This is a genomic window from Nanchangia anserum (assembly GCF_015240065.1).
Lineage (GTDB): Bacteria > Actinomycetota > Actinomycetes > Actinomycetales > Actinomycetaceae > Nanchangia > Nanchangia anserum.
Window position 1 is genome coordinate 1027009 of the sequence record NZ_CP060506.1, and the last position, 20569, is coordinate 1047577.

Sequence of the window (20569 nt, forward strand, 5' to 3'; positions counted from 1 at the left end):
CCTAACAGCTGTGACCAGTCTATGAAGCCGGAGCGTGCATGAGCCACGCAATGACGAGCACGACGCCGAGCGAGGCTACCGACGTTAGCGCCACCACCGCGCGCGCGACGTCGAGACCGGAACGGCTGCGTTGAGCGGCAATGAAGGCGTTTTGTGCCGACGGCAGTGCCGCCATAACACACACCTGGAATACCTGGGCGTGACTGAGACCGATGAGCACGGCGATCGCGTAGGCCAACAGTGGGTGCAGGACAAGTTTTGCCAGCACCGAGATCGTGATTGCGCGGGCGTCACGAGCCTCGATGTGCAGGCGATTGCCAACTAACGACGCGCCGAAAGCGATGAGGACGAGCGGCGGTGCAGCTTGGCCGAGCATATTCGTCGATTTCTCGATGAGGCCGGGCAACGCGATGCCGCTGAGTCCCACAGCGACCCCGGCAACCATCGCAATGACCATGGGGTTGGTCACGAGAGTGTGCACAAATGACGTCAGAGAAAACGGCCTCGCCTGCCCGACCCACTCGGCCAGGGTGAAAAACAGCGGAGTAAGAAATGCCAGCTGAAAGATAACGATGGGCGCGACGGCCTCGCCCCGACCGAGCACGTAGATGGCGATCGGCAGGCCGATATGGACGGCGTTCGTCACCGATCCCGCCATCGTCCCCAGCACGATGTCCTCGCGCCCGCACCGCGCGATTCCCATCGCCAGCGCACACAGCAGCGCCGTCGCGGTGCCCGAGGCGGCGGCGACGAGGAGCGAGGAGCGGGCCGGACAGGGCTCGCGCACGTTCGCCGTCGCCAGCTGATGAAAGAGCAGAGCGGGGGTCGTCGCCCAGTACACGACGGCCGTCAACGCGGCGACGGAGTTGGCGGGGAGAGCACGAGTGCGTTGAAGAACGAATCCGCACACCATGAGGAGCGCGATGACGCTGACGCCCTGTGCTGCCTGATCCATGCGGCCAGAATATGCCGCAGCCCGCTACGGTAGGACACATGACCGCTTCCCGTTCCCGATCCTGGTCCACCTTGCCCGCCCTGCCGACAATGCGCCTCGTCGTCGCCGACATGGACGGCACCCTGTTGGATGGCGAGGGCCGTATCCCCGACGGTTTTGCCGATATCGCGCGGGAGCTGGCCGAGCGTGGCATCGTTTTCGCCCCGGCATCTGGACGACAGCTGGCGACGCTTACCGACATGTTTCCCGACCTCGATAGCTTTGTGGCCGAAAACGGGACGATCATCTCGCATGCTGGCCGGGCGCGGGCAACAACCACGCTGCCCGACGGCGTGTGGCGCGACGTCGTTCAGCGCGCTCGCACGCTCGCCGGCATCCCGCGCGTCGGCATCATCGTGTGCGGCGTGGCCTCGGCCTATATCGAGGATTCGCGAGAGGACATCACCCGCGAGGCATCCCGCTACTATCACCGGTTGCGCACCGTTGAGGACCTGCTCGAGATCGAAGATCAGGTTGTCAAAATCGCCATCTACGATGCCGTCGACGCCTCGGCACGGGTAGCCCAGCTGGGCGAGATCGCTGAGTGCGCAGAGTTCATTGTCTCGGGCCAGAACTGGCTCGACATCATGCCCACTGTCGCCTCAAAGGGCCGGGCGAGCCTGGAACTCGCCGAGTCGCTGGGCATCGCAGCCGAGGACATCGTGACGTTTGGCGATTTCCTCAACGACATGTCGCTCATGACGCTCACCCCGTGGTCATTCGCCATGGCCAACGCACACCCCGACGTTCGAGCGGCAGCCGCCTACGAGGCACCGGCGAACACCGAGGCGGGAGTCATTCAGGTGCTTCAGCGTCTACTTGGTCTCGCCTGAGTTCGCCTCGTCGCCGCGAACCTCGACGGCGATGGCCTCATGGTGGCGAATGACTTCGTCGACAATGAAACGCAGAAACTTCTCGGCAAACACGGGGTCCAGCCCCGAATCGTCGGCCAGGCCACGCAGCCGCGTGATCTGGCGCGCTTCGCGCTCGGGATCGGCCGGAGGTAGGTTCTTCTCGGCCTTCAACACGCCCACGCGCTTCGTGCAGGCGAAGCGCTCGGCGAGGAGATGGACGAGGGCGGCGTCGATATTGTCGATCGTCCGCCGGGCCTGAGCCAGCTCGGCGGGGATGTCGGCGGGTTCGCGGAGGGGGCGATCGTGCGGACTCATGGCTCTCCTAGGCCGATTGGCGCTCGCCGGTGTCGCTCACCGACTCGAGCATGGTCGGCTCGGCCTCGCGGTTGACCACGTCGGCCGTGATCGTGACCGCGCGCACGTTCGGGCGCGAGGGCACCTCGTACATCGTGTCTTTGAGGACGTCTTCCATGAGCGTGGACAGCGCACGTGCACCCGTCCCCCGCTCTTGCGCGAGATGGGCCAGCGCGGCAATCGCATCGGGGGTGAATGTCAGATCGACCCCGTCGAGCGAGAACAGATACTGGTACTGCTTAATCAGCGCGTTCTTCGGCTCAGTGAGGACTCGGACCAGTGCGTCCTCGTCCAATGCCGTCACGGTCGTGAGCACCGGCAGCCGCCCGATGAACTCAGGGATGAGGCCGAATTTGTGCAGGTCGTCTGCGGTGACCTTCGCGTACAGGTCCCCGTGCTCCTTCGCGCTCTTCAGGTCCGAACCGAAGCCCGTCGAGCGCTGCCCCAGGCGCGCCTTGACGATCTCCTCAATTCCGGCAAATGCCCCTGCCGCGATGAAGAGGATGCCCGAGGTGTCGATCTCGATAAAGTCCTGGTGCGGGTGCTTGCGTCCGCCCTGCGGCGGCACCGAGGCCTGTGTCCCCTCGATGATCTTCAGCAGCGCCTGCTGGACGCCTTCACCCGAGACATCGCGCGTGATCGAGGCGTTCTCGCCCTTGCGCGCAACCTTGTCGATCTCGTCGATGTAGATGATGCCGTGCTGAGCCTTCTCGACGTCGTTGTCCGCAGCCTGAATGAGGCGCAGCAAGATGTTCTCGACGTCTTCGCCGACGTAACCGGCCTCGGTCAGCGCCGTGGCATCGACGATGCAGAAGGGGACGTCAAGAAGCTTGGCGAGCGAGCGCGCCAGATGGGTCTTCCCCGTCCCCGTGGGGCCGAGCAGCAAGATGTTCGACTTCGTCATCGCCATGTCGACGTCGTCGCCGCGGCCTTTGGCGCGCACGCGCTTGTAGTGGTTGTAGACGGCGACGGCCAGCGACTTCTTGGCGCGGTCTTGGCCGATGACGTACTGGTCGAGGAAATCCGTGATCTCACGCGGAGTCGGCAGGCGCGTCAGCTGCGAGCTCGCCGCCGCGCTCAGCTCCTCCTCCATGATCTCCTGGCACAGCGTGATGCACTCATCGCAGATATACACGCCGGGTCCGGCAATGAGCTTGCGCACCTGCTTTTGCGACTTGCCGCAAAACGAACAGGTCAGCAACTCGATGTTGTCAGGCATGGTCGGGGCCACGTGCGCCTCTCTTTCCGCGTCGTCCTTTCCACCCTAGAGTCCCGCTGGCAACCTTGCGACATGACACTCGCGCGGGCCGGCAAAAGCACCGGCCCGCGCGAGCACATATTATCGCCGCCTAGTCGGCCTTACGCGGCTGCAGCACCTGATCGACGAGCCCATAGTCGAGGGCATCCGCAGCCGTCAGGATCTTGTCGCGCTCGATGTCACGGCGCACCTGCTCGACGTCGCGGTTCGAGTGCGCGGCCAGGGTGTTCTCGAGCCATCCGCGCATCCGGTCGATCTCGGCGGCGACGATCTCGATGTCCGAGGCCTGCCCACGCATGCCCTCCATCGCCGGTTGGTGAATGAGGACGCGCGCGTTCGGTAGTGCGAGGCGGCGCCCCGGCGCACCCGCGGCGAGCAGCACGGCCGCGGCCGACGGCGGCCTGTCCGAGACACACCGTCTGGATCTGCGGCTTGATGTACTGCATCGTGTCGTAGATCGCCGTCATGGCCGTGAACGACCCACCCGGCGAGTTGATGTACATCGTGATCATGGCGTCGGGGTCCTGGGCCTCGAGCACCAACAGCTGTGCCATGACGTCGTCGGCCGAGGAATCGTCGACCTGCACGCCGAGGAAGATGATGCGGTCTTCGAACAGCTTCCCGTAGGGGTCCTGCCGGCGATACCCGTAGCTCGTGCGCTCCTCAAACTGCGGCAACACGTAGCGCGAGGTCGGGGTGGGACCGGAGATCATCTGAGGGTTCACGCGTCCTCCTTCGAGCTTGCCGACGCCGAACCGCCGCCCGAGACGGAGGCAGCGGAGGAGACAATGTGGTCAATGAAGCCGTATTCGAGCGCCTCTTCCGCCGTAAACCAGTGGTCGCGGTCCGAGTCGGCGTTGATCTGGTCGACGGTCTTGCCCGTGCGTTCGGCGTTGATGCCCGCCAGCTCGCGCTTCATCTGCAAGATGAGGTCGGCGTTGATGCGGATGTCCGAGGCCGTGCCTCCGACACCGCCCGAGGGCTGGTGCATGAGAATGCGCGTGTGCGGGGTCGCGTATCGCTTGCCGGGCGCACCGGCTGTCAGCAGCAGCTGCCCCATCGAGGCGGCCATCCCCATGGCGACAGTGACGACCTCGGGCTCGATGTACTGCATCGTGTCGTAGATCGCCATGCCCGCCGTCACGGAACCACCGGGCGAGTTGATGTAGAGGTAGATGGGCGCCTTCGGGTCCTCGGCAGCCAGCAGCATCATCTGGGCGCAGATGCGATTCGCGTTGTCGTCGCGCACGTCCTCACCGAGCCAGATGATGCGTTCCTTCATGAGCTTGGTGAATACCCCGTCCGAGAAGGCGCTAGGGCGGGCCTCCTCGCCATGGGACTGCGGTACCTGAGTCGTCACGAGCTTTGTCCTCCTATGTGATTCCCACCCAACTTAACGCAGCACGCCGCCCCGAATGGAGCGGGGCGGCGTGGTTTCGCTGTTGGCGTGAGTGGCGGGGCACCGGGCGCCCCGCCACTCCTCACCTCGTCAGTTTTCCGAGTTCTCCTCGTCGGCTTCGTCCTGGGCCTCGGCCGCGGCTTCGGCGGCCGCCGCCGCGTTCGCCTCGGCATCCTGCGCGGAGGAGCCAAAGACGACGGACATGTCGATCTCGTTGCCCTCGGTGTCGCGAATATCGGCTTCCTTCAGCAGCTCGCCGACGGCCTTCGACCGGGCCATTTCGTCGTGGATCATCGCCACCTGGTTGCGATCGCCCAGCAGCTGCATGGGGTCGATGCCATAGGACTGGGTCATCGCGAGGATGTTGTCGAACAGTTCCTTCTGGTCGATCTCAACGCCACGGGCGCGCACGACGTTGTCGAGGAGGATCTGGTCACGCAGGCCAGCACGCAGCTCGTCCTCGGCCTGCTTCTTGTCCTCGTCGGAGGCGTCCTCGGCGACGCGATTCTTCAGCGCGTCGGCCAACACGCCGGCGGGCAGGGGCACCTCAACGGCCTCGCGCAGGTGATCGAGGACCTTGTCGCGTGCCTCGACAGCCTGCTCGGACACCATCGACTTCGCGACGTCGCCGCGCACCGATTCCTTGAGCTCGTCAACGGTGTCCCACTCGGACGCCATCTGGACGAAGTCGTCGTCGAGCTCGGGCAGCTCGCGTTCCTTCACGGCCTTCAGGCTCACCGTCACGGTTGCGTCCTCGCCGGCATGCTCGCCACCGCGCATCTGCGAGGTGAACGTCGCATCCTGACCGACCTCGAGACCGGTCAGCGCCTCGTCGATGCCCTCGAGCAGGGTGCCCGAGCCAATTTCATAGGACACGCCCGACATCGAATCGATCTCGTCGCCGTCGATCTCGGCCTTCAGGTCGATCGACGTGAAGTCGCCGTCCTGGGCGGCGCGCTCGACGGCCTTCAGGGTGCCGAAGCGCTGACGCAGGGCCGTGATCTCGTCATCCACCTGGGCGTCGGTTACCTCGACCGGAGCGACCTCGATGGCCACGCCCTCGAAGGAGGGGATCTCGAGGGTCGGTAGGACCTCGACCTCGACCGTGAACTTGAGGTCGCCCTCGCGCTTGCCCTCGACGTTGGGCAGGTCGGTGACGTCGACCTCGGGGGCGCCCATCGGCGTCGAGGTCGTTCTCGGTGATCGCCTGCGCGTAGTAGTCCTGCAGGTTCTGATTGACGGCCTGCTCGATGACATAGCCGCGACCGATCCGCTGGTCGATGATCTGCGCGGGCACGTGGCCACGGCGGAACCCGGGAACGTTGACCTGGTCGCTCAGGTCTTTGTACACCGAGTCGAGGGCCGGCTTCAGTTCGTCGTAGGGAACCTCAACCGAGATCTTGACCTTGGTGGCTTCCAGGGTCTCCACGCTGCTCTTCATGCAGTTCGCTCCAAACGTTGGTCTCTCACTCCCGATGGGAGCCCCACGAGTGTGGGCACAATCCGCGCCCCATCCTAGTGACGTTGACGGCCCTCAGACAATTCTTCCCCCCTAGTCTGCCCCGCGCATGTGGTCAAGGACGCGCTGGGAGTCGAGCACCTTGAGGTAGCGCAGCGGCTCGAGATCGGTGCGCAGCACGTATTCCGTGAGCTGATCGCGTAGCGTAGAGCGCAGGTCCTCGGGATCCCACGGCTTGGTGATGTAGTGGTCGAGGCTCGCCTCGTTGAGCGCGCGAATCGTGTCGGCCAGATCCGCCTGACCGGTGACGAGGACCGTGCGCGCGTCGACGGTGCGTTCGTCGTCTTGCATCTCGACGAGGAAGTCGACCCCGGTCTTTCCCGGCATGCGGTGATCGGCCATGACGACGGCGACGACGTCGCCATCCGCATCAACCTCCTCGACGACGTCCCACGCGTCGTCAACGTCCTCGGCCGGCTCGATGCGGATCAGCGACGCGAACGGATCGAGGTCTCGCAGCAGGGCGTGGCGGACTTCGGGTTCGTCTTCCAAAATGATGACGGCAAGATTCATGGTGTTACTCCTCAATCGGTGCTGCCTCGGGGGCAGGCCCCGCGATTGGCAGCGTGATGGTCATGCAGGCCCCGTGCGCGCCGTTGGACGCCTTGATGGACCCGTCGTGGGCGTCAATAATCTGGCGGCAAATCCCCAGCCCCATTCCCAGGCCGTAGTGGACCGTGCCCTGTTTGGTGGTGAAGCGTGGCAAGAAGATCCGTTCGAGCAGGTCCTCGGCAATCCCCGGACCGTTGTCCTCAAAGCGAATGCGGATGTGGTCGTTGCCGCGCCGGGCAGTCGTGATGGCGATTTCCGGGTAATCGGTCACCTCAGCCATGGCTTCGGCGGCGTTGATGACGACGTTGGTCCACACCTGTTCCAACCGCGAGGGGTAGCACGTGATCGGTGGCAGGTCGGGGGCATAGTGGCGCGTTATCGTCACGCCCGCCAGCTGGGGGCCGGCAAGGCGCAGCGTGTCCTCGATTCCCTCGTGGATGTCGACGTCGTGGACGAGATAGTCCCCGGAGCGCGAATAGGAGCGCAGCGACTGGACGAGACCGGTGATGCGCCGCGCGGCTAGCTCAATGTCACGGATAGATGAGCCGATCTGGTGCAGCGACTGTAGCGGGGCGAAATCGTCGCCCCGACGCACCAGCGCCTGTGCTGCGGCAACGTCGGTGATTCCCATCTGAACAAGCTGCGCTGCCACACGGCGATCCCCGATGGTCTGGGCGAGGTCGCGAGTGAGGCGACGCTGTTCGCGCGGGGCCAGCCACTCCCCCTCACGTGCCGCGTCCAGCACGCTGCGCCCCGCCTCGAGCGCCGGTAGGGCGCTGACCAGGGCCGCCGTATCGGTGGCCAGGTGGTCGGCCGAGCGGGTGATCGCGGCGATGGGATTGTTCAGCTCGTGCGCGATACCCGCCGCCATCTGGCCGAGCATGGCGAACTGGGCCGCTTCCTCAAGTTCACTGCGCGCGGCCTTGAGCTCCTCGGCCGTGGCCCTCGCCGTCGTCTCGTGCTCGATTTCTAGCTGATCGGCTAGGCGTTCCTTTTCGATGTGCAGCTGCTCGGCACGCACGAGCCGGTCCGACAGCGCCCGCATCGACACCATCGCCAGCAGCGAGGCGATGCCGGGCTGCTTCGCCATGACGCGCTCGAGCTGCTCCATCGTGATGCGCACGGCCTGCACGGGCGTCGTCGTCTTCGCCGTAAACGACGCCAGCGAGCGCCGCGTGAACGAGTTCAGTCCGATGAGCGGCCCCGAGGACGCGTGGTGCAACAGCACATCGGCGCCCTCAGACGAGGATTGGTGCAGCGCGACCGAACCCGACAGGACAAGGAACACGCCGTGCACGGGCCAGCCCTGCCGGGTCAGGTGAACCCCTGCGGGAAGCTCCAGGCGCGGACGCGGTCCCAGCTCCTCCTCAATGACCGAGAGCAGGTGCGCGGCAAGCTGGGCCGACGTCATCTCGAGCTGGCGCGAGAATTCGACCGCGCCGTGGGTCAGCAGGTGGTGGGCACGCTGATCGAGCTCGGGCGACCACGGATCGTCCGGGTGGCGATACGTGGCCCACCGCACGAGGCGGCGTGCGAGCTGGCGCCCGAGCACCTGCGTCGTCACGGGATCGGTCATGACCGACAGCATCTGCCCGGCATCCAGCGAACGAGCCAGGTCGTCGTGGCTCTCGCGGGTGGTGACGAGGATGAAGCGTGCCTCGGCAAATTGTTCCGAGGCGGCCAACCGATCAATGGCATCGTCGATGTTGCCCACCGAGGAGGTGACGATACACGCGGGAATATAGGTATGGGCCTCGCGCCCGATGGGCGGCAAGCCAGCGAGCGCTGCCTCGACGTCGGGAAAATCGGGCAGCTCGAGAAAATCGATGATGGCCCCAACGTGGGCGCGCGCTTCGTCAAGGGCCGACAATTCGCCAATGACGGGGACGATGAGGCGCGGAATCCCCGCCGACGCGGACGGCTGAATCTGTGATGCCACGGCGCTGTCCTATCCGATGAAGCCGATGAGGGACCAATAGGCGGGAATGAGGAAGACGAGCACCAGCACGCCCACGCCGCCAACGATGAGGCCGTTGATCGCCATCGACTTCGTCGTAACTTCGCCCGAGGAGTAGGCAATGGCATTGGGCGGGGTCGAAATCGGCAGGCACATGGCCAGCGAACACGCGATCGCCAAGACGACGCCGATCTGGACCGCGGAATCGGCCAGCGATCCCGTCGCCAGCGACAGCCCCAACGGAACCAGCAGGTTCGCCGTGGCCGAGTTCGAGATGACGTTTGACAGGGCGAGGGCGAACAGCGCCAGCCCGAGGAAGAGCGCGACGCCGGGCAGGCTCGCCCAGTCGATCGACCCGACCAGCCACTTGTCCAACCCCGTCGCGCCCACGCCGTCGCCCAGGGCGATACCGCCGCCGACGAGCCACAACACGGGCCAGTCGAGCGCCTTCAAATCCTTGCCCGTCATGACGGAGGCACCGAGCAGAACGACGACCGGCACGAACCCGACGATGTAGGACGACACCCCGTGGAAGACCTCGGTCATCCACAGCAAGATCGTGGCGCCGGCCGTGACGTAGAAGATGATCTCGTTCTTGGACGTGCCGAAGTGGGCGTCGAGCCCGACCTCGATGACTGCGTCCTTCGGGATCATCGTGAAGGCGATGAGTGCCCACGCCAGGAACAGCATGATGAGCATGTACGGCGTGGCGGCCAGCGTCCAGTCAAAGAAGGACACGTCGATGCCACGTTGACTCAGCGCCGCCAGAGCGATGGCGTTGGGCGGGGTTCCCACGGGCGTGCCGATGCCGCCGATATTGGCGGCGACGGGGATAGATAGAGCCACACCGGTGCGAGCCTTGCCGGGTGGCAGCGAGGCAATGACGGGTGTAAGGACGGCGAACATTGTCGCCGTCGTCGCCGTGTTCGACATGAACATCGACAAGACACCGGTCACGAGCATGATGCCGAGCACCGTCGCGCGCGGCGAACCCTTAAACGGCTTGAGAAATACGGCGGCGATGCCCCGGTCAAGCCCGTATTTGGCGGCACCATCGGCGATGAGGAAGCCGCCGAGGAACAGCATGACGACGGGGTTGGCCAACGCGGAAAAGAAGTCTTGGTAGGCCGGGGCATCCTTGGCGACGGGCAGCAGCGCCTTATCGGAGACGAGAAGGATCTCCGCCAAGATGACGAAGACGGCCGTGGCCACGCGGGATCGCTTCGGTGACCCACAGGATGATGGCGGCGATGAAGATCGAGAGCATCCGCTCCCCCGGCTCGCCCAGTCCGGGGATGTCGATAAAGAACGGAATGATAAAGCCGATGACCGCCAGAATCTGGCCGACGATCTGGAGTTTTGTCTGGTGTTGTTGGGGTCGTTTGCCGCGCACGCGAGCTTTGCGGGCCGGGGATGCGACACGTGATGACTGGGCCATCGGATACCTCTTTGTCGGTCGATGTCGTTGGTCATCATCGTATCGACGAGGCCCGCTACGCGCGGGCAAACGAAGGACAAAAGTCCCGAAACCGTTTATCGACTGCCATTCGCGATCAACTCAGTCGGGGCGACAGGATTTGAACCTGCGACCCCCCGCTCCCAAAGCGGGTGCGCTACCAAACTGCGCCACGCCCCGTCGCCGCGTTGGCGACCAGCAAGCAGGATACGCTATGCTGGTCGAGCGCCGCCAACCGGTGCTGCCGCGAGTGTCGTTCAATGGTAGGACTTCAGCCTTCCAAGCTGATAATGCGGGTTCGATTCCCGTCACTCGCTCCGCTTGTTCAGTTGTTTGCACGATCTCGTCACAGGAAAGCGGCCGCGGGCCACACACGTCTCAGGTAATACAAAGCCGCGCAAGCCAACCCAGCGACGATTGACCACGATATGCCGTAAGGGACAGCGGAAGCCAGCCGGCCATTTACGAACGCCACGGCCGCGATCGACGAGGTCAGCGGGACGAACATCGTCGAAGATAGCGACTCAACGATCACTGAGGAGCTGGCCATTTCTTCGATCGCAATCCCATCAGGCTCATCCGGGTCGTCAAAGAACACGTTGAGCGTGTCGAGATACGTGAGTCCCATACCTACTCCAGCAACTGTCCACAACAGCGCACACCACAACACGGGCACGCCGACTCGGGATTCCGAGACGCTCATGGCACTCATGGCAAAGGACGTGACTATGAGCAGGACCGTGCCGATCGTCGATCTCACCCGGTAGATCAGCGGACTTCGTGCAGGCGATATCCGCACACCACGCCGAGAATCGCCCAGGCGAGGCCGCCTCCTGTCAGGATATAGCCGAGCGATTCAGCATGAGCACCATAAATATCATGCGCGGTCAAACCAACCAGCTCATTAGCGGCAAAGTAGCTTCCCGTTAAGAAAAACATGCCCGCCAACGCAGCTCTTCGCGGCGATCTGCGCGAGAACGTCTGCGCAGGCAAGAGCAAAACGACAACGCGCCCCAAAAGCGCGACGCCGCCACAAAGCAAGATTACTTTCGCCATCCCGGTCACCGGCAGCACGGTAGCCGTCACACCGAGGACGATCAGAATGAGTGCCTTATACGAGATGGTTCCTTTTCCCGTGCCGTCTTCCGACACGATATTAACAGCCACCGCAAGTCGAGCAACCACTAGGAAGGGAAGATATAGCACCATAGCCCATCTCCACGACATGAGATGAGTGACCCAAGCAGCGTAGGTTGGACCCACCACCGAGGCGATCACCCAGCTCGCCGAAGCGAAGGCGAGAGTCAGTTGTCGCGCTCGCCCAGACAGTCCAAGCGCTACTGCGCCAATCGATGTCATGGCAAGAATCGAGCCTGCCAAGCCCCGCAATGCTGACCCGACGATAAAAACACCAACATTTGGGGCAAGCGCACTCGTCAGCGACCCGAGCACCAGAAAGAAGGTGGCACCCAGCAAAAGCTTCGATAGCCGCAACCTGCCAAGGAGGGTCGCCCCTATCGGCAAACCAGTGGTAGCCGCAGTAGACGAAACGCCCAAGATCGCGCCATAGAGGTGCTGCGCACCCAACTCCTTCGCCAAAATAGGCAAAATCAGCTGATTGAGGTAGCTCTGGATGCCGCCAATCAGTTCAAGCGTAATGACAGCTGCCGCGACGAAAATACCGGATTTCCGCGAGCTCATCACTGTCTCCTCGCGATGCGCAAGAGCTGGGTGCCTCAGACCACGCACAATGTCATGTTGATGTCAGACGGTGATCTCGATGTGGTTGCCTTCGCTGTCGCGAATGACCGATTCGTAGTAGCCATCTCCCGTCGTCCGCGGCCCACTGATAAGGCGATAACCGGCCTCGACGAGTTCTCGAGTTTTATCGTCGACTGCCTGTTTGGAGCCACAACTAAAAGCGAGATGATGGTAGCCCACCTGCTGCTCCCTTACAGCCAGCGTGCGATCAGCTCGGTTCATCAATTCAAGACGAGTACCGTCCGAAAACGATATAAAGTACGACGAGAAACCGGTGCGCTGGTTGACATACCTATCACCTGCCTGCCCCTCGAAAAAGACTTCAAAGAAGTCTCGTGCCCGCTCGAGGTCAGTCACATACACCGCAACGTGTTCGATCCTCATGTTCTCAACATACAAGAGACCGACATGCCAAGATACTGTTCCTAAGCCCGCCACACTAGCGCCGCGATGGAGCACGTCACACACGAGCACAAGGCGACGCGGCATACTGGCCATATGGACACGACCCCGCGCCTCAAAGACGTCGCCGCCCTGGCCGACGTCTCCGTCGCTTCCGCCTCCCTCGTATTGTCCGGACACTCGCGCGGGCGCGTTTCCGAGGCGACGGCGCAACGTATCCGCCAGGCCGCTGCCGATCTCGGGTACGTCGCTCGCCACCACGACACCGCGCGTGGCGCCGATCATCGCCGTAACGCGACGTATGGATTCATCACGGACACCGTGGTGACGAAGCCCTATGCTGTCGATCTGCTGGCAGAGGCGGCCCAAAGCGTCGCCGCCGAAGACGCCGGTCTCGTCATCACAACATCCAACGGCGATCCGCGTTCCGAAGCCCTGGCCGTTGCCAATCTCAAAGCGCGCAAGGTCGACTACATCGCCATCGTGTGCATGAAGCACCGCGCCGTCCGCCTGCCCCGCGCGCTCGAGCGGCCAACGATCATCGTCAACGGCTACAGCCCCGACACCGCCGTGCCCGCCGTTGTCCCCAACGAGGTCCAGGGGGCCTACGATGCCACCCGCGCCCTCATCGAGGCAGGCCACCATCGTCTCGGTTTTCTCAACGACGCCGAATCGCGCTACGCCGCTCCCCTGCGCTTGCAAGGATTCCGTCGGGCCCTGCGCGACGCCGGCCTGCCCCAATCCGCCGGCGTCGTCATGGGCACGCGCCCTCACCCCGGCACATGCGACGCCGCCGCTGCCGCCATGCTCGCCCTACCCGAGCGTCCGACGGGAATCTTCTGCTTCAACGACGGGATCGCCGCCGGCCTCTACCGGGCGGCGCGACGTGCCCGCGTCCGCATCCCCACCGATCTGTCGGTCATCGGCTTCGACAATCTGCTGCTCATCTCGGCCAACCTCGACCCGGGGCTGACGACCATGCAGCTCCCCCACCGCCAGATGACGCGGTGGGCCTTGCGGTACCTACGCGACCCCGACGCGATGGAGGGCGTGACGTGGCCCATGCATTTCCGCTGTGACCTCGTCGAACGCGACTCCATCGCGCCGCGTGGCGCATAGTCGGGTCCTTATGAATGGCTGATCGCGTAGCTCTTTTCCGCAAAGTTAGCGGTGAGGGTGCACACATCCTCACCCTGGCGCCACTCAATAGCGAGACTCGCCGCCTCGGGATCAGCGGTGATCGTGCACGAGCCGTCAAAAGCGGGATGCGTGCGCCGCAACCGCAGCAGCTCGACCTGGTCGGCCACCAGTTCATCGCGCAGGCGCGCGCGCACCTGCTCGGCAGTGAAGTAGGGCCGGTTGATGTCACGGCCAACGCCCGTGCGCTCCAGCAGTTCGAGGTCGCAGTGGGCGCCCAGCAGCCCCGCGTAATACACCTGGGCAACCCCGGGGGTAAACACCTGGACGGCACGCGCCAACGCATACGCCTTCGAGCTGCCACACGCATCGACGAACGTGCAGTTGACCTGGTAAATGTCGACGTTCGACGCCGCCCACCCCGTCGCCTTGCGCGAGGCACCGTCGGAGGCATCGTGAATCGACTCGACGAGGGCGGACAGCTGCTCGTCGGTGACGAGCCCCGGCTTAGCGCCGTCGCCGCCGATATCGACGATGCCGATACCGTCATGGGTGTCGAGCACGGTCACCGCGTTGAGCGGACGCAGCTCTAGCCACTTCGTCAGCGGCGCGATGTCATCCGAATGGATCGCGTGCAGCAGCAGCGGCGGCAGGGCGAAGTCGTAGACCTGATCGACGCGCTTGGCGACCTCAACCTGATTTTCGTAGTGCGAGTGAATCTCCACCAGCACGCTCATGCCGCGTTCACGCGCACGCTCGGCCAACGAATCGATGAACTCGTACGTCTGCGGCGTCATGAACGACGACGTTCCCGGGGTCTTGACGGCGTAGCCGACGGCGTCGAGACGCACCTGAGTCACGCCGCCCGAGGCGAGTGCATCAAGGACGTTCTCCAAATACTGCCGGCCCGCACCAGTCGCGACGTTGATGTCGATCTGCTGCGGCGTGAACGTCGTCCACACCAGTCGGGTCTTATCGCCCCACCGGTAGTGAGTGAACGGCATGCCCGGGCGTGGGCGGTAGATCGTCGCCAGCTCCTCTTCGCTGGCCCCGTCGGGAAACACCGCCGAAAACGTCAAGAACATGTCGGCGTACTCGGAGTCCTCGCCGTTCTCGACGACGTCGCGGAATGCCGGATTCGTGTGCGAAACGTGATTGACGATCATGTCGGCCATGACGTGATGCGTGCGCGAGAGTTCTTTGACGTCTCTCCAGGAACCCAGCCGCTCATCCACCTGAGTGTGATCGGCGGGATCAAAGCCTGCGTCGGCGCCGTCAAACGGCGTGAAGAACGGCAGGATGTGAACCCCATCGAAGACACCGTCGAGGTCGTCGCGCAACAGCTGCGACAACTCGGCCAGCGAGCCGCCGAATCGATCGGCGTAGGCAATGAGCTGGGTCTTATCCCGACCACCGCCCAGCTGGGCCGGAGTAAACGTGAATGATGATGAGGCCACCCGCGAGCTCCTTTGATCCGTAATCGTCATCCGCTGACCTCTTTACGCTATCCCACGGTTCGCGACCACACGCCGTTAACGCCGGTTAACCACTGTCGTTAACCTTCTACTGCGTTAATTCAGTGCACTTATCCCGTGACGGCGCCGAGATAGCTCCTCACACCCGTACGGTTGGGGCGAACCATCCGAGATGGCCCAAAGACGAGCACACACAGGAGGCGCTATGACTAGCTCACGCGCGGCAGCGGGTTCCGTCCCCCGCAAGCCCCTGATGAGCACGACGCAAATCATGCTGATGAACTTCGGGTTCTTCGGCATTCAGTATTCCTTCGGGATGCAGCAAACCGCGGTCAACCCCATTTACCAGTTCCTCGGGGCCTCGCCCGAATCGCTGCCCATCCTTAACCTTGCGGGGCCTGTCACCGGCCTGCTGATCCAGCCGCTCATCGGGGCGCTGTCGGATCGCACGTGGTCCGACCGCTGGGGTCGACGCAAGCCGTACTTCCTCCTGGGAGCCGTCGGCTGCTCGATCTGCCTGTTCCTGTTCCCCTTCGTCAGCGCCGTGTGGATGGCGGTGTTGCTGCTGTGGCTGCTGGATGCGTCGAACAACACGGCCATGGAACCGTTCCGCGCCTTCATCGCCGACAAGCTGCCGGATTCGCAGCTCGCACGCGGATTCCTCACCCAGTCTTTCTTTACCGGCTTGGGCATCACCCTGGCGAACCTGTCGCTCTTCGTGTTCCAGAAGATCATCACCGGCGGCACCGCAGCGGGGATTCCCTACTGGGTCTTCGGCTCGTTCATGCTCGGGGCTGTCTGCTCCATCGCGTCGGTCCTCGTAACCGTGCTCTCGACCAAGGAAATCCCGCCGACTCCGGCCGAGCTCGAGCTGTTGCGTAGTGAGTCTAAGGGCTTCTTGTCGTCGGTCAGCGAGATCGGCGCCGCCATTCGCGAGATGCCGGTGGGCCTGCGCAAGCTTTCCCTCGTCTACCTCTTCCAGTGGTACGCCATGAACATCTACTGGCAGTACGTCACTCTGGCCGCGGCGGATACGGCGTGGGGCACCCACGATCCGCATTCTCAGGCCTACCAGGAGGCCGTGGCGTGGACCGGCGTCATCAACGGCACCTACAACATCGTGACCTTCTGCTGCGCCTTCGGCCTCGTTGCGTTGGCGAAGAAGATCGGGCCGCGCTACGTCCACTCGGTGTGTCTCATCCTGGCGGCACTCGGCCTGGCGGCGTTCCCGATGATGCCGAATAAAGAGATGCTGCTCGTGCCGATCGTCGGCCTGGGTATCGCGTGGGCCTCCATCATGGGCGTGCCCTACATCATGGCCGTGCGCATGATCCCGAAGGAGCGCTACGGCGTGTACATGGGCATCATCAACATGATGATCGTCATTCCTATGCTCATTCAGACCCTGAGCTTCGGCTGGGTCTACTCCCACGTCCTCTCGTCCAGCCCCGGTAACGCACTCAGGCTCGCCGCCGGCTGCCTGTTCGTTGCCGCAGTGCTCATGCAGTGGATCAACGTCAAGAAAGACGGCGCACCCGACCTCGTCGACACCCGCACCGCCTAACCCACTCGACAACGCCGCCCGGCACCCCTCCTGGAGCCGGGCGGCGTCCGTCTGTCCGCCTGCGGCCAGTCCTCGCGTCGCCAGCGCGCGCGTGCCGTTATCGTGAACCAATGACGACATCGCTACACGTGCGCCCCGTAGATACCGCTGACGACATGCTCGCCGCGTTTGCGTTGCGCCGCGAGGTATTTGTCAACGAACAGAGCGTTCCCCTCGACCTCGAGATCGACGATACCGACTTCGATCCGCAAACCGTGCACCTCATCGGTGAGCTCGGAGACGACGTCGTCGCTGTCGGTCGCCTGACACCGCCAGAGGCGACGGTGGCCGCAGACCTCGCCGCCCTGCACCTGCCCCAGTTCAGTGCCGACGGCTTTCCCACCGGCACCGAACTGCCCGGTTCCACGGCGGCAACCTCGATCCACGTGGGCCGCCTGGCGGTGCGCCACGATAAGCGCGGCCTGGGCCTCGGAGCAGCGTTGGTCGCCGGGTGCCTGCGCGAGGCCGCCCGGCGTTGGCGAGGGCCCGGGGCGCTGATGCTTGAGTTATCAGCCCAGGTCTACGCCATTGGCTTCTACAGGCGCACCGGCTTCGCACTCGTCGAACATCGCGACACGTACCTCGACGCAGGCATCGAACACCGCGATATGGCGGCGATGTACACCCCTGGCGGTTAGCGTTACCTGCTCGCGCCTACTCCCACTCAATCGTTGAGGGCGGCTTCGGCGTCGTGTCGTACATGACGCGGTTAACGCCCGCGACCTCGGTCGCAATCCGCGTGCTCACGCGGGAGAGGAAGGCAATATCGAGGTCGGCGACATCGGCGCTCATGGCATCGGTCGAGCAGATGGCACGCAAGACGATGGCATCGCCGTAGGTGCGGCGTCCGTCGCTGACACCCACCGAGCGGCACCCCGGATTGACAGCGAAATACTGCCAGATCTCGGATTCCTTGCCGGCGGCCGCGATCTCCTCGCGGAAGATCGCATCGGCCTCGCGCACCATACGCACGCGATCGCGCGTGAGCGCACCGACGACGCGCACACCCAAGCCCGGGCCGGGGAACGGCTGGCGCCACACGAGCTCGTGGGGCAGCCCCAGGTACTCACCAATTTTGCGGACCTCGTCCTTGTACAGGTACTTCACGGGTTCGCATAGCTCAAAGTCAACGTCTTCGGGGAGCCCGCCGACGTTGTGATGGCTCTTGACGACGCCCTTGTCCGAATCGGATTCCACGATGTCGGGGTAAATCGTGCCCTGAACGAGGTAATCGAGCTTTCCGAGCTTGGCCTTTTCTTCTTCGAATACGCGGATAAACTCTTCGCCAATGATCTTGCGCTTGTGTTCGGGATCGTCGACGCCCTCGAGCTTGGCGAAGAACCGGTCGGCTGCGTCGACGCTGATGAGGTTCATGCCGAAGTGCTTGCCGAACAGTTCGGCCACCATTTCGGGCTCCCCCGCCCGCATGAGGCCGTGGTCGACGAACACGCACGTGAGCTGCTCGCCGATCGCTCGGTGCACGAGTGCGGCACACACCGAGGAGTCGACGCCGCCCGAGAGCGCACACAGCGCTTGCCCCTGACCGACCTGGGTGCGTACGGCATCGACGAGATGGTCCGCGTACTCGATGAGTGAGCCGTCAAACCCTGTGCGGGTACGTAGTGATGGGCGTTCCATGGTGGTCCCCTTGGTCTCGGTAGTTCTCCATGCCCCAGCCTAGCGATCTCATCGACGTCCTCGCGGGAATGCCAGCCCGTAGACTGAACGCTATGTCTCGCCTCCTCCATCTCCTCGTCGGGTTCCTCGCGGTCGCTGTCGTCGGCGGGCTCCTCGGATGGGGTGCGTGGGGGCTCTGCCACCAGCGTGACGAGGCACGCCAGGCGCGCCAGGCGCAGACGCCGCTGCCTCCGCCAATCACCACCGAGACGCCGATCTCACAACCCGAGCCGGCGTCACCGCTGCGCGGTGTCCGTATTCTGCTCGATCCCGGACACTCCGGCGGCCTCGTTGGCGCCACACGCCAGGTACCCGATGGGCGCGGCGGTTTCAAGGACTGCAACAATTCCGGCACAGCGTCGAACGCCGGTTTTCCCGAGCACACGTTCAACTGGGAAGTCGCGACGCGGTTGAAGGCCCTGCTCGAGGACGAGGGCGCCAGCGTCGATCTCACGCGTGCCGACGACGTATCCATGGGGCCGTGTGTCGACGAGCGTGGCAAGATGGCGAGCGGCTACGACGCGGCCGTCTCCATCCATGCCAATGGCACCCCGAACCCTGCGGTGAAGGGATATTTCGCTCTCGTGTCCTCACCCGCGCTCACGCCGGCCCAGGGCGAGCCGTCGCAGACACTCGCGCGCCACCTGCTCACCGGCCTGGGCTACGCCGGCTTTAGCCCGTCCACAGCTGTCGCCGGACAAATCAGCTATCGCGCCGATCTGGCCGGCCTCAATTTCGCCGAATGCCCGACGGTCATGATGGAGCTCGGCGAAATGCGCAACGGCGAGGAAGCCGCCCTTATGCAGACTCCCGAGGGGCAACAACGCTACGCCGAGGCCCTGGCCGATGGGCTGCGCCGCTGGGCAAGCGAACGCTAGACGGCCTCGCGCGCGAGATACGCGTGAACCCCGAGGACGTGCTCCCCGGGGTTCATCTTCGGTGTGTCAGGTCAGCCCTGATACTCGTCGCGCGGCTCGTACAGGCCGAGCTTCGCAGCCTTGGCGAAACGACGCGGCATCGTCATCTGGCGACCAGCCACCTTCACCGTCTGCAGGTCGTCAAGGTCGGCCTTCCAGGCAGACCGGCGCGTACGCGTGTTAGCGCGGGACATCTTCCGCTTGGGAACTGCCATAGCACGCTCCTTAACTATCGATGGACACAATGAACCACGGACAACTTTCCCACACGGGCGCCGCGATTGGCGAACCGGCACGCTGTGAACTTCCTAACGACGCCCACGCGTTCACCGGCACCACACGAGTCTATCCCGGCCCGCGCCGAGCGCCGCGACCAGCACGAAGTCTCTAGGCTGGGGCTATGCGGACCCTGGCCACATCGACACCCGCTCGCGCCGAACTGACGATCAAGCGTTCACGTTTTATCGCCCACCTTCAGCGCGTCCCAACCGAGGAGGATGCCCGCGCCGTCATCGCGACCATCCGCAAAGCCGAGGCCGATGCCCGCCACAACTGCACGGCATTTCGTATCCGCGCCGAGCACGGAGTCATCTCGCGCTCAAGCGATGACGGCGAGCCCGCGGGCACCGCGGGCATGCCCATGCTTCAGACGCTGACGGGTGGCGACCTCGTTGACGTTGTCGCCGTCGTCACCCGCTATTTTGGTGGAATCAAGCTGGGCACGGGCGGGCTCGTGCGTGCGTATTCGGACGCGGTGGCCGAGGCGATTTCGGCGGCTAACCTCGTTGAGCTGCGTTCCCTCACCCTCACACGCCTGCGCACGCCTCTCCCCCACGGCGGCGCCCTGGAGGCGAGCCTGCGCGAGGCGGGAGCGCTCATCGTCGACACCGCGTGGGACACAGACATGGGCCTGTCGGTCGCCGCGACGCCCGCCGAGACCCAGCGGTGGATTGGGCTCGCCCGCGAGGTTACCCGCGGCGAACTGACCGCCACGCCGATGGGATCTCATATCGTCGAGGTTCCTGTTCGCTAATGGTGAAGCGGTGGGCCACCGACGGGCCGCGATCGGCGTCGCGCGCAACAATGACACCGATGGACATTCGCATGGAGCTTCGCCACGGCACGTTTGACAGGGATGCGTGCGGCTGTCGGTCGTGTCTATAGGGGCGTACAGGCGACGTCTCACGGACTGTATGCCCCGCACCGGCGTTAAGCCCCCTCCTCATTCCACCTTTCATCGTTCGTAGGAGAACA

Annotated in this window: 19 protein-coding genes, 2 tRNA genes and 3 pseudogenes; 7 read left to right on the plus strand and 17 right to left on the minus strand. The window is 64.1% G+C overall.

Going from position 1 to position 20569, the window contains the following annotated elements:
- Nucleotides 1–19: 19 nt before the first annotated feature.
- Nucleotides 20–955: an AEC family transporter gene (locus H8R18_RS04735; protein ID WP_194189166.1), complete on the minus strand. Its 936-nt coding sequence runs from the start codon at nt 953–955 to the stop codon at nt 20–22.
- Between the two features lie 38 nt (nt 956–993).
- On the opposite strand from H8R18_RS04735, the gene H8R18_RS04740 reads away from it, so the two are divergent.
- Nucleotides 994–1827: an HAD-IIB family hydrolase gene (locus H8R18_RS04740; RefSeq protein WP_191070955.1), complete on the plus strand. Its 834-nt coding sequence runs from the start codon at nt 994–996 to the stop codon at nt 1825–1827.
- On the opposite strand, the gene H8R18_RS04745 is transcribed toward H8R18_RS04740, so the two are convergent.
- The 10 genes and pseudogenes from H8R18_RS04745 to H8R18_RS04785 all read right to left on the minus strand — a co-directional run bounded on the left by H8R18_RS04745 (nt 1810) and on the right by H8R18_RS04785 (nt 10523).
- Complete coding sequence (locus tag H8R18_RS04745; protein WP_191070956.1) at nt 1810–2163, minus strand: chorismate mutase; 354 nt, start codon at nt 2161–2163, stop codon at nt 1810–1812. The genes H8R18_RS04740 and H8R18_RS04745 overlap by 18 nt on opposite strands.
- Nucleotides 2164–2170: 7 nt before the next feature.
- Nucleotides 2171–3421 carry an ATP-dependent Clp protease ATP-binding subunit ClpX gene (gene clpX / locus H8R18_RS04750; RefSeq protein ID WP_191070957.1) on the minus strand — a complete coding sequence of 417 codons (1251 nt, stop codon included), beginning with the start codon at nt 3419–3421 and terminating at the stop codon, nt 2171–2173.
- A gap of 130 nt (nt 3422–3551) precedes the next feature.
- Nucleotides 3552–4173 (minus strand): annotated as a pseudogene (locus H8R18_RS04755) (ATP-dependent Clp protease proteolytic subunit).
- A gap of 8 nt (nt 4174–4181) precedes the next feature.
- On the minus strand, nt 4182–4820 hold the full coding sequence (locus tag H8R18_RS04760; RefSeq protein ID WP_191070958.1) for an ATP-dependent Clp protease proteolytic subunit: 639 nt from the start codon (nt 4818–4820) through the stop codon (nt 4182–4184).
- A 129-nt stretch (nt 4821–4949) separates the two neighbouring features.
- Entirely contained in the window at nt 4950–6038 is a 1089-nt protein-coding gene (gene tig / locus H8R18_RS04765) for a trigger factor (RefSeq protein WP_265087362.1), read from the minus strand.
- Nucleotides 6039–6084: 46 nt separating this feature from the next.
- Nucleotides 6085–6300 (minus strand): annotated as a pseudogene (locus tag H8R18_RS09960) (trigger factor family protein); the annotation flags it as partial.
- 111 nt (nt 6301–6411) lie between these two features.
- Nucleotides 6412–6891 carry a response regulator gene (locus H8R18_RS04770; protein WP_191070960.1) on the minus strand — a complete coding sequence of 160 codons (480 nt, stop codon included), beginning with the start codon at nt 6889–6891 and terminating at the stop codon, nt 6412–6414.
- A 4-nt stretch (nt 6892–6895) separates the two neighbouring features.
- On the minus strand, nt 6896–8869 hold the full coding sequence (locus H8R18_RS04775) for a sensor histidine kinase (RefSeq protein ID WP_191070961.1): 1974 nt from the start codon (nt 8867–8869) through the stop codon (nt 6896–6898).
- 9 nt (nt 8870–8878) lie between these two features.
- Nucleotides 8879–10325, minus strand: a pseudogene (locus H8R18_RS04780) (SLC13 family permease).
- Nucleotides 10326–10449: 124 nt separating this feature from the next.
- Nucleotides 10450–10523: transfer RNA gene (locus tag H8R18_RS04785), tRNA-Pro, on the minus strand.
- A gap of 66 nt (nt 10524–10589) precedes the next feature.
- Here H8R18_RS04785 and H8R18_RS04790 point away from each other — a divergent pair.
- A tRNA-Gly gene (locus H8R18_RS04790) sits at nt 10590–10660 on the plus strand.
- 29 nt (nt 10661–10689) lie between these two features.
- Here the strand turns inward: H8R18_RS04790 and H8R18_RS09225 are convergent.
- The 3 genes from H8R18_RS09225 to H8R18_RS04800 all read right to left on the minus strand — a co-directional run bounded on the left by H8R18_RS09225 (nt 10690) and on the right by H8R18_RS04800 (nt 12488).
- Complete coding sequence (locus tag H8R18_RS09225) at nt 10690–10971, minus strand: hypothetical protein (protein WP_227712754.1); 282 nt, start codon at nt 10969–10971, stop codon at nt 10690–10692.
- 140 nt (nt 10972–11111) lie between these two features.
- Nucleotides 11112–12044 (minus strand): MFS transporter, encoded by a 933-nt coding sequence (locus H8R18_RS04795; protein WP_227712755.1) that lies wholly within the window; start codon nt 12042–12044, stop codon nt 11112–11114.
- 63 nt (nt 12045–12107) lie between these two features.
- Nucleotides 12108–12488, minus strand: coding sequence for a VOC family protein (locus H8R18_RS04800; protein WP_191070964.1), 381 nt, complete (start codon nt 12486–12488; stop codon nt 12108–12110).
- Nucleotides 12489–12602: 114 nt separating this feature from the next.
- On the opposite strand from H8R18_RS04800, the gene H8R18_RS04805 reads away from it, so the two are divergent.
- The gene (locus H8R18_RS04805; protein ID WP_191070965.1) at nt 12603–13625 is read left to right on the plus strand and encodes a LacI family DNA-binding transcriptional regulator; all 1023 of its coding nucleotides are present in this window, start codon (nt 12603–12605) and stop codon (nt 13623–13625) included.
- An 8-nt stretch (nt 13626–13633) separates the two neighbouring features.
- Here H8R18_RS04805 and gtfA read toward each other — a convergent pair whose 3' ends face one another.
- The gene (gtfA, locus tag H8R18_RS04810) at nt 13634–15100 is read right to left on the minus strand and encodes a sucrose phosphorylase (protein ID WP_227712756.1); all 1467 of its coding nucleotides are present in this window, start codon (nt 15098–15100) and stop codon (nt 13634–13636) included.
- A gap of 223 nt (nt 15101–15323) precedes the next feature.
- On the opposite strand from gtfA, the gene H8R18_RS04815 reads away from it, so the two are divergent.
- Both H8R18_RS04815 and H8R18_RS04820 read left to right on the plus strand, forming a co-directional pair.
- Nucleotides 15324–16682 (plus strand): MFS transporter, encoded by a 1359-nt coding sequence (locus H8R18_RS04815; RefSeq protein ID WP_223875084.1) that lies wholly within the window; start codon nt 15324–15326, stop codon nt 16680–16682.
- Nucleotides 16683–16792: 110 nt separating this feature from the next.
- The gene (locus tag H8R18_RS04820; protein WP_191070967.1) at nt 16793–17359 is read left to right on the plus strand and encodes a GNAT family N-acetyltransferase; all 567 of its coding nucleotides are present in this window, start codon (nt 16793–16795) and stop codon (nt 17357–17359) included.
- Between the two features lie 16 nt (nt 17360–17375).
- Here H8R18_RS04820 and guaA read toward each other — a convergent pair whose 3' ends face one another.
- On the minus strand, nt 17376–18359 hold the full coding sequence (guaA, locus tag H8R18_RS04825) for a glutamine-hydrolyzing GMP synthase (RefSeq protein WP_191070968.1): 984 nt from the start codon (nt 18357–18359) through the stop codon (nt 17376–17378).
- Nucleotides 18360–18451: 92 nt separating this feature from the next.
- Here guaA and H8R18_RS04830 point away from each other — a divergent pair, with 92 nt between their 5' ends.
- Complete coding sequence (locus tag H8R18_RS04830) at nt 18452–19276, plus strand: N-acetylmuramoyl-L-alanine amidase (protein WP_191070969.1); 825 nt, start codon at nt 18452–18454, stop codon at nt 19274–19276.
- Between the two features lie 71 nt (nt 19277–19347).
- Here the strand turns inward: H8R18_RS04830 and rpmF are convergent, their stop codons facing one another.
- On the minus strand, nt 19348–19530 hold the full coding sequence (rpmF, locus tag H8R18_RS04835) for a 50S ribosomal protein L32 (protein WP_191070970.1): 183 nt from the start codon (nt 19528–19530) through the stop codon (nt 19348–19350).
- Between the two features lie 185 nt (nt 19531–19715).
- Between rpmF and H8R18_RS04840 the strand changes: the two genes are divergently transcribed.
- Entirely contained in the window at nt 19716–20348 is a 633-nt protein-coding gene (locus H8R18_RS04840) for an IMPACT family protein (RefSeq protein WP_191070971.1), read from the plus strand.
- Nucleotides 20349–20569 lie beyond the last annotated feature (221 nt).

Coding starts and splice junctions, on each gene's coding strand:
- H8R18_RS04735 (WP_194189166.1), bottom strand. CDS start 955: ATGGATCAGGCAGCACAGGGCGTCAGCGTCATCGCGCTCCTCATGGTG.
- H8R18_RS04840 (WP_191070971.1), top strand. CDS start 19,716: ATGCGGACCCTGGCCACATCGACACCCGCTCGCGCCGAACTGACGATC.
- H8R18_RS04805 (WP_191070965.1), top strand. CDS start 12,603: ATGGACACGACCCCGCGCCTCAAAGACGTCGCCGCCCTGGCCGACGTC.
- H8R18_RS04740 (WP_191070955.1), top strand. CDS start 994: ATGACCGCTTCCCGTTCCCGATCCTGGTCCACCTTGCCCGCCCTGCCG.
- H8R18_RS04815 (WP_223875084.1), top strand. CDS start 15,324: ATGACTAGCTCACGCGCGGCAGCGGGTTCCGTCCCCCGCAAGCCCCTG.
- guaA (WP_191070968.1), bottom strand. CDS start 18,359: ATGGAACGCCCATCACTACGTACCCGCACAGGGTTTGACGGCTCACTC.
- tig (WP_265087362.1), bottom strand. CDS start 6,038: ATGGGCGCCCCCGAGGTCGACGTCACCGACCTGCCCAACGTCGAGGGC.
- H8R18_RS04745 (WP_191070956.1), bottom strand. CDS start 2,163: ATGAGTCCGCACGATCGCCCCCTCCGCGAACCCGCCGACATCCCCGCC.
- H8R18_RS04795 (WP_227712755.1), bottom strand. CDS start 12,044: ATGAGCTCGCGGAAATCCGGTATTTTCGTCGCGGCAGCTGTCATTACG.
- H8R18_RS04830 (WP_191070969.1), top strand. CDS start 18,452: ATGTCTCGCCTCCTCCATCTCCTCGTCGGGTTCCTCGCGGTCGCTGTC.
- H8R18_RS09225 (WP_227712754.1), bottom strand. CDS start 10,971: ATGGGACTCACGTATCTCGACACGCTCAACGTGTTCTTTGACGACCCG.
- H8R18_RS04770 (WP_191070960.1), bottom strand. CDS start 6,891: ATGAATCTTGCCGTCATCATTTTGGAAGACGAACCCGAAGTCCGCCAC.
- rpmF (WP_191070970.1), bottom strand. CDS start 19,530: ATGGCAGTTCCCAAGCGGAAGATGTCCCGCGCTAACACGCGTACGCGC.
- clpX (WP_191070957.1), bottom strand. CDS start 3,421: ATGCCTGACAACATCGAGTTGCTGACCTGTTCGTTTTGCGGCAAGTCG.
- H8R18_RS04820 (WP_191070967.1), top strand. CDS start 16,793: ATGACGACATCGCTACACGTGCGCCCCGTAGATACCGCTGACGACATG.
- H8R18_RS04800 (WP_191070964.1), bottom strand. CDS start 12,488: ATGAGGATCGAACACGTTGCGGTGTATGTGACTGACCTCGAGCGGGCA.